At 67.8% G+C, this 12,437-nt stretch carries 13 protein-coding genes and 3 pseudogenes; 7 read left to right on the top strand and 9 right to left on the bottom strand.

Annotation, left to right across the window (positions count from 1 at the left end; all coding sequences use genetic code 11):
* Positions 1-48 precede the first annotated feature (48 nt).
* The 4 genes from QFZ67_RS37745 (at position 49) to QFZ67_RS37735 (ending at position 1,293) form a co-directional block, all read left to right on the top strand.
* Positions 49-396, top strand: a complete 348-nt coding sequence (locus QFZ67_RS37745; protein WP_307665531.1) for a hypothetical protein — start codon at positions 49-51, stop codon at positions 394-396.
* A 69-nt stretch (positions 397-465) separates the two neighbouring features.
* Positions 466-792 (top strand): hypothetical protein, encoded by a 327-nt coding sequence (locus QFZ67_RS37740; RefSeq protein ID WP_307665530.1) that lies wholly within the window; start codon positions 466-468, stop codon positions 790-792.
* A gap of 51 nt (positions 793-843) precedes the next feature.
* Positions 844-921: a MerR family DNA-binding transcriptional regulator gene (locus tag QFZ67_RS39265; protein ID WP_373430263.1), complete on the top strand. Its 78-nt coding sequence runs from the start codon at positions 844-846 to the stop codon at positions 919-921.
* 57 nt (positions 922-978) lie between these two features.
* Positions 979-1,293, top strand: a complete 315-nt coding sequence (locus tag QFZ67_RS37735; protein WP_307666111.1) for a MerR family DNA-binding protein — start codon at positions 979-981, stop codon at positions 1,291-1,293.
* Here QFZ67_RS37735 and QFZ67_RS37730 read toward each other — a convergent pair.
* Complete coding sequence (locus QFZ67_RS37730; RefSeq protein WP_307665529.1) at positions 1,224-1,715, bottom strand: hypothetical protein; 492 nt, start codon at positions 1,713-1,715, stop codon at positions 1,224-1,226. The genes QFZ67_RS37735 and QFZ67_RS37730 overlap by 70 nt on opposite strands.
* 507 nt (positions 1,716-2,222) lie before the next feature.
* Between QFZ67_RS37730 and QFZ67_RS37725 the strand changes: the two are divergent.
* Both QFZ67_RS37725 and QFZ67_RS37720 read left to right on the top strand, forming a co-directional pair.
* Positions 2,223-3,046 (top strand): annotated as a pseudogene (locus QFZ67_RS37725) (LLM class F420-dependent oxidoreductase).
* A gap of 89 nt (positions 3,047-3,135) precedes the next feature.
* Positions 3,136-3,564 carry a TIGR03668 family PPOX class F420-dependent oxidoreductase gene (locus QFZ67_RS37720; protein ID WP_307665528.1) on the top strand — a complete coding sequence of 143 codons (429 nt, stop codon included), beginning with the start codon at positions 3,136-3,138 and terminating at the stop codon, positions 3,562-3,564.
* Positions 3,565-3,772: 208 nt separating this feature from the next.
* Here QFZ67_RS37720 and QFZ67_RS37715 read toward each other — a convergent pair whose 3' ends face one another.
* From QFZ67_RS37715 to QFZ67_RS37685, 7 genes and pseudogenes are all read right to left on the bottom strand, one after another.
* Positions 3,773-4,783, bottom strand: coding sequence for a phosphotransferase family protein (locus QFZ67_RS37715; RefSeq protein WP_307665527.1), 1,011 nt, complete (start codon positions 4,781-4,783; stop codon positions 3,773-3,775).
* Between the two features lie 718 nt (positions 4,784-5,501).
* On the bottom strand, positions 5,502-6,371 hold the full coding sequence (locus tag QFZ67_RS37710) for an aldo/keto reductase family oxidoreductase (RefSeq protein ID WP_307665526.1): 870 nt from the start codon (positions 6,369-6,371) through the stop codon (positions 5,502-5,504).
* 102 nt (positions 6,372-6,473) lie between these two features.
* A pseudogene (locus tag QFZ67_RS37705) lies at positions 6,474-7,148 on the bottom strand (SDR family NAD(P)-dependent oxidoreductase).
* On the bottom strand, positions 7,149-8,159 hold the full coding sequence (locus QFZ67_RS37700) for a serine/threonine-protein kinase (protein ID WP_307665525.1): 1,011 nt from the start codon (positions 8,157-8,159) through the stop codon (positions 7,149-7,151).
* 425 nt (positions 8,160-8,584) lie between these two features.
* Positions 8,585-8,734, bottom strand: coding sequence for a hypothetical protein (locus tag QFZ67_RS37695; RefSeq protein WP_307665524.1), 150 nt, complete (start codon positions 8,732-8,734; stop codon positions 8,585-8,587).
* A 1,252-nt stretch (positions 8,735-9,986) separates the two neighbouring features.
* The gene (locus QFZ67_RS37690) at positions 9,987-10,706 is read right to left on the bottom strand and encodes a cation transporter (protein WP_307665523.1); all 720 of its coding nucleotides are present in this window, start codon (positions 10,704-10,706) and stop codon (positions 9,987-9,989) included.
* Positions 10,706-11,041, bottom strand: coding sequence for a helix-turn-helix transcriptional regulator (locus QFZ67_RS37685; RefSeq protein WP_307665522.1), 336 nt, complete (start codon positions 11,039-11,041; stop codon positions 10,706-10,708). Before QFZ67_RS37685 ends, QFZ67_RS37690 begins: the two co-directional genes overlap by 1 nt.
* 107 nt (positions 11,042-11,148) lie before the next feature.
* Between QFZ67_RS37685 and QFZ67_RS39260 the strand changes: the two are divergent.
* A pseudogene (locus QFZ67_RS39260) lies at positions 11,149-11,219 on the top strand (ATP-binding cassette domain-containing protein); the annotation flags it as partial.
* A gap of 22 nt (positions 11,220-11,241) precedes the next feature.
* Here QFZ67_RS39260 and QFZ67_RS37680 read toward each other — a convergent pair.
* Positions 11,242-12,417 carry a PP2C family protein-serine/threonine phosphatase gene (locus QFZ67_RS37680; protein WP_307665521.1) on the bottom strand — a complete coding sequence of 392 codons (1,176 nt, stop codon included), beginning with the start codon at positions 12,415-12,417 and terminating at the stop codon, positions 11,242-11,244.
* Positions 12,418-12,437: the final 20 nt, after the last annotated feature.

The following is a 12,437-nucleotide window of genomic DNA, read 5'->3' as shown; positions in this document are numbered from 1 at the left end:
GCGGCGGCCAACACGTTCTCCCAGGCTGCGAGCTGTCATGGGCCGGGTGTGGCGACGACCTCGGTGCTGAAACCGTGGCGGTGGGCATCGAAGGACGTGCGGGGGCAGCTGCTTGCCACAGCCGAGCAGCTCGGCATCGCCGGCAGCGATCTGGCCGGTCTGGTCGAGGTGTACGACGGTGGGGACTGTGCGGCGGTGCAGGCCCGCATGGCCCAGCTGGTGACGGCGCGGCTGACCGCGGCCGAGTCCCGGATCGTTGAGCTGGTGGAGCAGGCCGCCCGGGTGCAGAGCCGCACACCCGGGGACCGGCCCGGTCCGCCCGAAGATGTGGCGCGGTACTGCTACCCCCACCGCTTCCGGTGCCGCGCGATGGACGAGATTGCATCCGGTACCTAGGTACAGGTTTACCGTCGAAGTCAAGCCGCTTCACCGGACGGGCGGCGATCACGAAAGCGGGGATGCGCGATGACGTCATGGGCCCCTGATGCCTGCACGCTGCCCACAGAGGAGCGGCCGCTGCGGGAGGCGGAGTTCGACGCGCTGTTCGCGGACGCCCTCCAGCGCGTGGAGCGGGTGGAGGACGGCCGGGTGCGGCTGGTGCTGGACGGGGCGGCGGAGGAGCAAGCGCGCGGTCTGGCTCAGCGGGAGACCGGCTGCTGCTGGTTCTTCACCTTCACCTTCTGGCACGAGGGCAACAACGCGCTGGTTATGGAGGTGGCGGCGCCGAGCGAGCACGCCGCAGTCGTCGAGGCCATGGCCGCGCAAGCCGAGACAGCAGGGAGCGCGTCATGAGCACCGATGTGCTTGCGTAGCGGCAGGTCGCCGGAGCGGCCGGGGTAGAACATCCAGACCCTGCGCTACTACGGGCGACGCGGCCTGCTCCCCGAGCCGGAACGCAGCGCTGGCGGCCACCGTCTCTAGGAGGTGAGGCGGTGATGGTCCTACGGGTGATCGCGGCGCAGCGGCTGGGGCTTCTCCCTGGATGAGGTCGCCGAGCTGCTGGCGACCGGCCGACACCGCCACGGCCGCCCGGTAACCGGGCTGCACGAGCGCGCGGCCGCGAAGCTCGCCGAGGTCGATGCGAAGATCGCGGACTTGACCACCATCCGCGCCGCCCTGATCGCGGCCGTGGGCGGGCTGCGACGACCTGACCGTGTGCGCCGAAAGTGCCTGCTGTCCCATCCCTTCACGAACCGCCGACGCGTCCGAACGCTCGGCTCGCGTCAGCCGCCGCCTCGGCTCAGGACCGCTCTGGCCGCGGCGTCGTGCAGGCTGTCCATGGTTGCCATCTGATTCGTGGCCCGGTCCATGAGTCCTTGGAGCCGTGATGTGTCCAAGTGGTCCGACTCCGAGGCTACGTGCATCAGTGCCCGCCACAGTTGGTGTTTGCCCTGGATGCCCAACCGCAGGGTTTCCAGCTCGATGAGAGTACTCAGTCCCGAGCGGCGGACGACGCGGCCGTTGGGCTTGAGCCGTGCGACTTTCTCCGCGGCCCAGCCCCCGTAGATCTTGTACCGACGAGGGGTGACCTCGAGCGAATCCATCACTTCGAGGAGGGTCTGGCGGTCCTGGGCGATGTCCTCGGCCACGCGCCGCATCTCTCCGGCGCGGGCCGACGAGTGGTGCGCCCGTGCGATCCGCCGGGAAAGTTCCACTCCTGACGTGGCGCCGGCAAGGTGGTCGTTCAGGTAGATGCTCAGAGCTTTGCGGTGCACGGGGGCCTTCTCTCGGGTGTCGCAGCGCAACCCAGGGCTTGCCTCAAGGTTTTCGCTTTGATCATTCCGTCAACCCGGGCCCAAATCACTTCGTACGCGGTCCGTCCCTCTTCCAGAGGAATAGGGCCAGGGTTGACTCCGAGCTGGAGACTGTGGGCCTGGACTGGCATCACTGATCGGCCGTACTCCCGTCCCGCTTCCGTCCGAGGAGCGGATGCCGGGCCGCCGGACCCGAGAACGTGCCGGTCCTCGGCCCGCCCGGGCGTCGGCGCACCGCCCTGCGGGAGACGCCACGCCGAGGTTCCGGGCCGCGCGTCCACCGGCAACCCGGCGCGTTCTTGCGACCGCGGGGTGCGCCCCGCGTCGCGGCACACCCCGCCCGGAAACGTGCTCCGCGATGGTTCTCCCGGGTGGTCATGGGAGCGGGATCGCCCGGGGTGGGTAGTCAGCACCTCTGTGCCGCGCGTCCTTTCCCGTGCTCGCCCCTCGCCCCTCCACGGAGCCGTCGTGAAATTCGGAGTCTCGACCTTCATCACCGACCAGGGCATCAGCCCGACATCGCTCGGAACCGCACTGGAGGATCGTGCGTTCGACTCGTTGTTCATCGCCGAGCACACCCACATCCCGGCAGACCGCCAGACGCCCTACCCGGGCGGTGGTGAGCTGCCGGAGATGTACTACCGCACCCTTGCCCCCTTCGTCGCCCTCACCGCGATCGGTGTGGTGACCGAGCGGATGCTGCTGGGCACCGGCATCGCGCTCATCCCGCAGCGCGACCCGATCATGACGGCGAAGGAGGTGGCCTCCCTCGATCTGATCTCGGGCGGCCGCGTGATCTTCGGCGTCGGTGTCGGCTGGAACCGTGAGGAGATGAGGAACCACGGCACCGACCCCTCCACCCGCGGCCGGCTCACCGACGAGCGGCTGCGCGCCATCAGAGAGCTGTGGACCGCGGAAAAGGCCGAGTTCCACGGCGAGTTCGTGAACTTCGATCCGGTCTACGCCTGGCCCAAGCCCGTGCAGCGCCCCATCCGCCGATCTACGTCGGCGGCGGCGAGGGCGCGTTCCACCGGGTGGCGCAGCTCGGAGACGCGTGGCTGGCCAACAGCCTGCCGCCGCAGGAGCTCGGTCCGAAGATCGAGCGGCTGCGCGCCCTTGCCGATCGAGAGGTGCCGGTGACGGTGTACGCGGTTCCCGACGATCCCGAGCAGATCGAGGGCTACAGCCGACTGAGGGTTGAGCGGCTGCTGTTCTACGTCCCGAGGATCCCCGAACGGGAGTCGCTGGAGTACCTGGACCGGCTGGCCCAAGTCGCTGCCCGGTACCGCTGAGACGCCGGAGACCGCTGCGCCCCGGAATGTGGGACCGATCCGAAAAATCCGTAACGGCCATAACCGCAGTGACTGCCGAAAGGAGTGCGATGCCCGCTCTGACGAGCGCTGAGGCACGGGAGCGGTTCGCCGCGGCGCGCATCGCCCGCCTCGCCACGGCGGACACGACGGCCCGCCCGCACCTGGTGCCGGTGGTGTTCGCCCTGGACGGCGACACGGTAATGCTGGCCGTGGACCACAAACCGAAGCGGACGACGCGACTCAAACGCCTCGCCAACATCGCCGCCAACCCGTCAGTCTGCCTGCTCACCGACCACTACGAGGAGGACTGGGACCGCCTGTGGTGGGCCCGGGCCGAAGGCGAAGCCCGAGTACTCCCGTCACCGGACCAGTCCCCCGAGGCCGCCCGCTGCATCCGGCTGCTCACGGCGAAATACCAGCAGTATGCCGACCGGCCACCCGGCGGACCGGTGGTCGAAGTCTCGGTCCTGCGCTGGAGCGGCTGGCGCGCGTCGTGAGCCGCGTGCAGGCCCGCGCCGGTTCATGAGCGCCGCCGGCGCGGTTGAAGCCGGGGCGAGGTGGGCTACCGTGCCGCGCCGCCGTCCTTCCCGGTGGTACCAGGCCCGCCTTCGTGCCGGCGCCGGATGCGGCCGGTACTACGCGCGCTCCAACTGCGTGTCGGACCCGAGGGGGAGGAACCGCACTGGATGATCTATTGCACGGGGTTTAGCGTTCGCCCATGGGCAGGAAGGCGAGCGCCTCCTGGATGTTGTGCTCGACGATTCCCCTCATGAAGTCGCGGTCGGGGAAGTCGCCGTCGAGGAGCCGCAGTGGTCCGGCGACGAGAGACAGGCGCATCGCCAGCGTGTAGAACGTCAGACGCTGTTCATCGAGGTCACTGTGGTCCAGCCACCGGTAGTGCTCGCCGAAGCGCAGTCGCAGGAACGCGTGCTCCCACTCGACATCGAAGAACATCAGTCCCTCGATGTCGATGAGGACCGGCTGCCCACGCCGGTCGACCAGCACGTGATCCGGCCCGAGCTCGCCGTGGATGAGCCCGTACTGCGAGCGTGGGCGCACAGCCGCAGCCAGTTTGCGAACTACAGTCTCCAGCTGGTCGCGGGAACGCGTGATCCCCGTGTCGCGAGACGCTGCTTCGGTGAGGTCGTCGAGCGCGCGGTCCAGGACGACCTGCTCACATGAGCTGCCCTCAGAGGCGCCATCCTTGTCGATCAGGGCGACTTTGCCGAAGCGTGGACCCTGGTGCCGCTGCATCGCACCGAGTGCCTCGGCGAGTCGCGCCATGGTCGGTCCCACGCTGCGCGGCTCCTGGCGGAGCAGTGCTTCCAAGTTGTCGCCGGGCACGTCCTCGACCACGGCGACGTCCGCCGGGTAGTGGCTCTTGCTTCGGTCTGTCAGCCGGATCCGGGGCGTGCGGATTCCGAGGGTGTCCAGATGCCGGTGGGCGGCCTCGAAGAGTTCGATGCCAGAGGCGGGCGAGAACGGATCCGCGTGGTTGTCGGCGTCGTCGGCCTGCATGGTGGGCCAATAGTTCTCGGCGTCGTCCCAGATGTAGACGATCGCGGTGGATTCATCGTCCAAAGTGAGGCGGTACACGCCCTTCTTACTTCCACCCCGGAGTCGCGATACGCCCACGAGGCGATGTTCGGTGCCCAGAGCTGCACGCGCGACGCCTTCCAGATCATCCCGTGTGACAACCCTGCGTACCGCGTCCACGACTTGCCTCCCCCATGCATCGACAGTGCGGTCCCCGCTGCTCGAGAAGGCGCTGTCGCTCAGGGACGCCACCGCATAAGCGACCGATCCTAAGTGATACCTGCGCGCATAGACCGGGCCACAGCCGAGCACATAAGGTCATTGCCGACCGTTCGCGCCTCCCACCTGCGGTTGCACTGGCAACAGTCGAGGGGCCCAGGGGGCCGACAGCAGTCCAAAACTGACAGGCCTTCACGACACGCTTTCCCCACGCTCGGCTGCCTCCAGGCGGTCCAATGCCGTCTTGGCCGATTCCCGACTGCGGATCAGCTTCCACGTCTCGACCCCGCACCCCACTACTGCCCCGATGCCGGCGAGGATGGCCATCACGCGCCATGGCAGCCACCACCGCTCACGAGCGAACGCGTATCCCGTCATGAGCACACCCGTTCATGAGCACACCCGTCAGCAGAAACCCACAGGCCTTACGCAGCCACAACTCGGCCCCGTCCCACATCACCCCACCCCCTTCCCCTGGCCCGGCGCCGATGCGGGGCCGGAGGGCGAGCATACGAGGCGCGGCAAGGCCGCGTTGCGCGGGTGAGCCTGCGTCTACGGTTGGCCGCGGAGGCTGCTCGCACTCGTCCGCTACATCGGCGCTCGGCGATGGCGGTCGCCATCGGCAGCCCCCGGTCGCCCAGTCCGATGAACCCGACGGTGGGCAAGGTGGTTCCGGCGCTCACGAGGTGATCCCGTTCAGCTCGGCCAGCTCCTTCTGGGGAAGGGGCAGCGCAGCAGCGGCAATGTTGTCGCGCAGGTGTGCCACCGAGGAGGTGCCGGGGATCAGCAGGATGTTCGGGGAACGCTGCAGCAGCCATGCCAGGGCGACGGCGGTCGGAGTGGTCTCCATACGGGTGGCGACCGAGTGCAGAGTGTCCGACTGCAGCGGGGAGAAGCCGCCGAGCGGGAAGTAGGGCACGTAGGCGATGCCCTGCTCGGCCAGGGAGTCGATCAGCTCGTCGTCGGCGCGGTGCGCGAGGTTGTAAAAGTTCTGCACGCACACGATCGGCGCGATGGACTGAGCCTCCTTGATCTGCTCGGCGGAGACAGTGCTGACACCGAGATGCTTGATCAGGCCCTCCTGCCGCATCTCCGCGAGCGCGGTGAACGGTTCGGCGATCGAACCCGGCTCGGGGGTGTCGAACCCACCGATCCGGAGGTTGACGACGTCGAGTGCGTCGAGGCCGAGGTTCTCAAGGTTGGCGTGGACGGCCTGGCGCAGCTCCTCGCGGGACAGCGCCTTGGGCCAGCCTCCCTCAGCGTCCCGCAGGGCTCCGACCTTGGTCACGATGCGCAGGTCGCCCGCGTAAGGGTGCAGGGCTTCCTTGATGATCTGATTGGTGATGTGCGGGCCGTAGAAGTCGGCGGTGTCGATGTGCGTGATCCCCCGCTCGATCGCCCCGCGCAGGACGGCCAGGGCGGCGTCGCGGTCGGCCGGCGGCCCGAACACGCGCGGGCCGGCCAGCTGCATCGCGCCGTATCCCATGCGGGAGACCGTCAGGTCCTCAGCCATGGTGAACGTTCCGCCGGGAAGTGACTGCACTGCCATGTCAATGCTCCTGATTCTTTGGCGGGTCGAGGGTTCTACGCCCAGCCCGTCGATGCCGGCGGGGTGGGCGTGGACCCTTGCATCTGATGGCGCCCGTTCGGATTACCAGGAAAGGGCGCCTTCGGTGTCGAAGTAGCCTCCGGTGGGGCCATCGGGGCCCACCTGCGCCATGGGCGCGATGATCTCGACGCCCTGCTCGACGGTCTGGACGCCGGTGTTGCCGTTGAGGTCGGTCTTGGTGAAGCCGGGTTCCACCGCGTTGATCCGCATGTTCGGGAACGCCTTCGCGTACTGCACGATGATCATGTTGACCGCGGTCTTCGACGCCGGGTAGGCGACACCCGGGTAGGCGTACGTCGGGGTGTCCGCGTCGCTGACCCGGGTCAGCGAGGCAAGGCCGCTGCTGAGATTGACCACAACCGGGGCGGCGGAGCGCTAAAGCATCGGGAGAAACGCGCGAGTGACGCGCACCGTGCCGAAGACGTTCGTCTCGAACGTGTGCCGCATCGTGTCGGCGATCACTTCCGCGGCGCCCATCAAGTTGTTGTCGGCGTCCCGTCCCTCGACGCCCGCGTTATTGATCAGTACGTCCAGCCCTCCCCCGGCCTCGATGGCCTTCGCCGCGGCCTCCGCCGAAACATCGTCGGTGACATCGAGCTGGACTGCCCGCGCGCCCAGCCGCACGGCGGCCCGGCGGCCGCGTTCGGCGTCCCGGCTTCCGACGTAGACGGTGTGGCCCGCGGCAATGAGTCGGCGAGCGGTCTCGAAGCCGAGCATCTAACCGGGCGGACGGCCAAAGACCGGCCGGGCCCAGACAGGCGGATCCGGGGCCGGCCCGGGGTGCCGCGCGGCTGCCACAACCCCGGGGTCCACCTGTGTCGCCGGATGCGAACCCTTGCCGACACCGCTCGCAGTGGCACGCAGAGCCGCCACGAACTCCAGGCAGGAGCCGTAACGGTCCGCGGGAACCTTCGCCAGGGCCTTTGCCAGAACGCCGTCCGCCGCCGCCGCGAGCCCCGGCCGTCTCTCGCTCAGGGCAGGCGGCTGATCGTACTGATGCGCCCACAGCAGCGCCATGTCCTCATCCCGCTCGAAAGGCGGCCCACCCGCGAGGGTTTCGTAGACGACGCAGGCAAGGCTGTACAGATCGCACCTGCCATCCACTGGGCGGCCCGAAATCTGCTCCGGTGCCACATAGTCGAGCGTGCCGACGAACTCGCCCACCTCAGTGAACCCGGTCAGCGACAGCGACTTCTTAGTCAGCCCGAAATCCGTGAGATAGACATGCTCAGGGTGATCACTGTCAGTGCCCCGGGCAACCAGAATATTGCCGGGCTTGACATCCCGGTGCACCAAGTCATGTTCATGGGCCGCATCAAGTGCCGACGCCACCTGAGCGGCGATACGCAGCGCAGTCGCAACCGGCAACGGACCGTCCCGGTCGAGCAAAGCCCGCAGATCCAGCCCCGAGACATAACGCATGGCGATATACAAGACACCATCCATCTCACCGGCCTCAAAGATCGGCACAATATGAGGATGGTCGATCGCAGCAGCCACACGCGACTCGTGTGTGAAACGGCGACGGAAGGTGTCATTGCGGGCCAGCTCCGGGGCAAGCAGCTTCAGCGCAACCGTACGGTCCAGACGCAAATCCCTTGCACAGTACACAACGGCCATACCCCCGCGACCGATCTCACGCTCCACCCGGTAACCCGCAATCTGCGCCCCGATCAGACCTGAAGCCCGACCCGAATACAGATCCATCCCATCCGACGCCGTACCCATCACACGCCACCATCACCCATCCGTGCGACAGCCACGCGACAGACACACGGCCCACCAACCGGGCCACCGAAGCAGACGACCCTCCCCGGCCCGACACCCCACACACCCACCCCGCGGTGTCCACTCGAACCCATCGCGACGCAACCCGAACCGGCCCCGAAGACACACCCCGGCGCAGCCGAACCGACAGGCCACTCACCCACACCCAAATTCTATCCACTGACCCACACAACTGCTTGATCAAAACCAACCCCGACCCCACAGCCGGCCACCCACCACTCACGTCCCGTCACCGTCCCCGGGCCGCAGCCGAGGCACCGGCACCGCGACTGCCTCCCTCCAGGAAGCCCACCGACACCGACACCAACCACCGACGCCCGGCGACGGGCGCTCGAGGTGAACGTCCTGGGCCGCCGACGGGTCCCCTACGAGCCGACCGGCCTCTGGGTACGCCTGCCTGAGGGGTAGCCGGAAATGGGCTGGATCCACCGCACCGGTGCCTCCCAGCCGTTCACCGAGACGACTAGCGGCACATCCCCGGCGTCGTCGAGCCACGCGGCAGCCGTGCCGAACATGGGAAGAACTTGCCCGCGCTCCCGACGCACTGCCGCAGCACAGCGCGACCGGCACCGGCAGCCCCCCGCGAGCAAACTCCGGCAGCAAGAGCTCGCGCCGCGGCCGACGTGGCCGGTCGACAACCCGGCGCTACAGATCTCCAGCCCCTCCCTGAGGAGGACAGTCGACGCCGTCGGCTCATACGTAGACGTAGTCGGAGCCGAGTTGCCGAGGAACTGCTCCAGCGCGGGCACGAAATCGCCGATGGCAGGCCGTGTCGCGGCTGGTGATAACCGTTGCGGACTACCAAACGGCGACCCAGCTCGTCCCGCTCGTCCGCCAACCCGGCGATGTAGGCGAACAGGCCGTGTGCGGGCAGATCGGCCCGTACATACCTCTGCAGCCGCTCTCCCGAGAATCCTGCGCGCCTCCAACGCCCTTGCGGTGGCGAGGAGGTGACGGTCCGGCAGGGCTTCCAGCCCCTGGGACAGAGCCGGGCAAAGTGGAACGCTGAGCAGGCCGCGCGAGCGCTGAAACGGCATGCCTGATCAACGTATCGGCGGTCCCGGGGGCCTCCCGGCAGTGCAACCACAAAAGCAGCCCAGTGCCGTTCTTGGGACGGACCTCGTACGAGACATCCGGCATCGCCAGGTATGGGACTCGGCATGCCGGCCGCCGGGCGCATTGCCGACCTGCGCAGCAGCGGCCTTTCCCCTGCGCAGCGCATCCTGGCCGCAACTGCGCCACTGCGACGGTGAGATGCGTACACGCTGCCCGCGCTGCGTGATCATCGCATTGACCGGCGTGAGCGGATCCGCGGCCATCGTCTTGGCCAGCAGTACGCCGGCCACCAGCGGGAGCAGGGCCGAGGCCAAGGCCCAGCCGGTGGTGGTGACGTGCTGCAAGCGGATCTTCCGCGGTGCCTCAGGAATCATGGTGCTCATTCGATCAGCAGCGGCGCGGGCGCGAATCGAACGATGTACTCAGCTTGCTCGTCCTGACGTACTCATATTCGGCCGAGCCTGATCGTCAGCAAGGTCCTGAGTCACCCCGAGCACACCGAGCCAGGGAAACCACTGGCTGTTCATACTCATGGTTCGGGGCCGCGGTACATCGGTCTGAAGGGCAACCCTGACGCCATTCGTTGTAGAGCGACGTGTGCAGGGTGATCTCGGCCTCCCGATTGGCAGGAAGCGGCAGGTCCAGGCGCGCCGCGCCGCTTCTTGGTAGCCAGAAGAGCGCCATCAACGAGCTGCGGAACGTCGGGATTCGTCAGCCGCAGCAGTCGCATCCAGATGGGCAGCCGCAGGTGTCGTGCTCCTGCTCCGTGCGCTGGGCGGGAACGCCTGCGGCCGGGGTCGCGCAGCAGCCCTTTCCCTGCCAGGCGTCGCGGCCTTCCTTGACCGCGATGGCGGCGATGACCAGAGCTGCGATCGGGTCGGCCCACGACCAGCCGAGCGCGGCGTTGACGACCAGGCCGACCAGCAGGACCGCTGATAGGTAGGTGCACAGCAGAGTCTGCTTGGAGTCAGCGACTGCGGAGGCAGAGCCAAGTTCACGGCCGGCCCGGCGCTGGGCAGCCGACAGGATCGGCATCACGGCTAGCGACAGGGCGGCGATGACGATGCCGGGGATCGAGCGTTCTGCTTCTCCGGTGACGGCCAGGGCGCGTATGGCATCGACGCTCACATACGTCGCCAGGGCGAAGAAGGAGACGGCGATGATCCGCAGCGTGGTCTTCTCCCTTGCCTCGCGTACGGCGTGGTCACGGGCGGAGAACTGCCAGGCGACCGCCGCAGCGGATGAGACCTCGATGACCGAATCCAGACCGAAGCCGATCAGCGCGGTGGAGGAAGCGATCGTGCCTGCCGTGATCGCGACGATCGCCTCAATGACGTTGTAGGTGATGGTCGCGGCAACCAGCAGCCGTACCCGGCGGGCCAGCACGTCGCGCCGGGCCGGGGCCCCGCCTATGGATATCTCGGCGGTCATCAGCAGCAGTCCTTGTCATCCGCGTCTGTGCAGGTGCGGTCCGCCTCGACGGCGACAATGGCGGTGCGCAGGTCGTCCAGCGCGTGTCCCAGCCGTTGGTCGGCCAGCTCATAGCGGGTACGGCGCCCGACTGGGACAGCGACGACGAGGCCGCAGTCCCGCAGACAGGCCAGGTGGTTCGACAGCCTGGTTCGGGAGATCCCCAGGGCATCGGCAAGGTCGGAGGGATGGGCCGGGGCCTCACCCAGGGCGAGCAGCAGCCGGCAGCGGATCGGGTCAGCGAGCGCGCGGCCGAATCGGGCCAGCACCTCGATGTCGGAGGCGAGAGTCAGCATACTCCGACAGTACAGAAGATCCTGAATTCAGGAAACTATGAACCGCATCGTGCTCTGAGAGTCAACTGTCGTAGTCAGTCGCCAACCGGGCGACCAGTCACACGAGAACCTTCACTGTCCACCCCGGCCACGTCACCGGGTTCCTCGGCCCCAACGGCCCGGAAAGAGCACCACAGCCCACCACCGAGTTGCGGGAGTGGTCAATCCCGTCTGTCACTCGATGAGGCGGCATCTGCGCCGACTTGTTCGCCGACTTCTTCGTCGAGTCGGTCAAGGAGGATCATCGCCACATCGTCCGCCAGCCACCCCTCGGTGTGGCGGATCAATCCCTGGTGCAGTTGCTCCAGGAACTCCAGCGGGTTGCGGGCGTACACCGCTTCCATGGCCTCAGGCAGGGCGAAGAAGTCGTTGTCGCGGTTGCGGGCTTCGATGACGCCGTCGGTGTGCAGCAACAGCCGGTCGCCGGGTACGAACGGATAGCTCTCCGGCTTGGCGGGAGGGCCGGTGATGAAGTCTTCCAGTCCGAGGGGCGGCAGTGGTGAGGTGGGTATCAGGGCCTGCACCTTGCCCTGGCGCAGCACGAGTGGAGGCGGATGGCCGCGGTTGACCAGCTGGACCACGGATCCGTCCGGCACCTGAGCCACAACCGCGGTGACGAAACATTCCGCCTGCTGATCGACCGCCCCCGGCACGGCGCACTCCCGTCGGAAGGCAGCCGCGCAGTGGTTCATCACCTCCGCCAGATCATCCTCATAGTGCACGGCCTCCCGGAAGGCGCCCAGCACGGCTGCGGCCGAGCGCACAGCAGGCAGCCCCTTGCCCCGGACGTCCCCCATGATCATCCGGACGCCGTACCGGGTCTGCACAGCCTCGTACAGGTCACCGCCGATCTGCGCCCCAGTCTCAGCTGCGAGGTACATGCTCGCCGCCCGCATCGGGCCCAGCCGGGCGGCCACAGGCCGTAGCAGGACCTCCTGTGCTGCCACGGCGATCCGGCGGACCTGGTCGAGCTCGCCCTGCCTGCGAGTACGTATGGCACTACTCGTCGTGACGCTGGCCGCGGATACCAGGAGGATGGCCAGGAAGTTGGTGTAGACCTGCTGATTGCCCCACGCCTGGTTGTAGGTCGCGGTGGTCACGCTCACGGCCAGAGCGAAAGCCGCTGCCCAGATGGTGCCTTTGGGTCCCATCGTCACCGCGGCCAGCGCGGGCGTCGCGGTGAGCAGGGGGCCGGTATACAGAAAGTGCGCCGGCGACAGCTCGATACCCACCACGAGCAGTGCGATGGCGAACGGCAGGCACTGCGCAAGTGTGAAGAGGACCCTGCTATGACCGCCCACTCCTGGTCGAGGAGCTGGGCGGAGGAGCGACCGCATGGGTACAGCCTGCCTCGCTG

The organism is Streptomyces sp. V1I1, assembly GCF_030817355.1.
Classification (GTDB): domain Bacteria; phylum Actinomycetota; class Actinomycetes; order Streptomycetales; family Streptomycetaceae; genus Streptomyces.
This window is presented reverse-complemented; position numbering and strand designations above follow the sequence as displayed.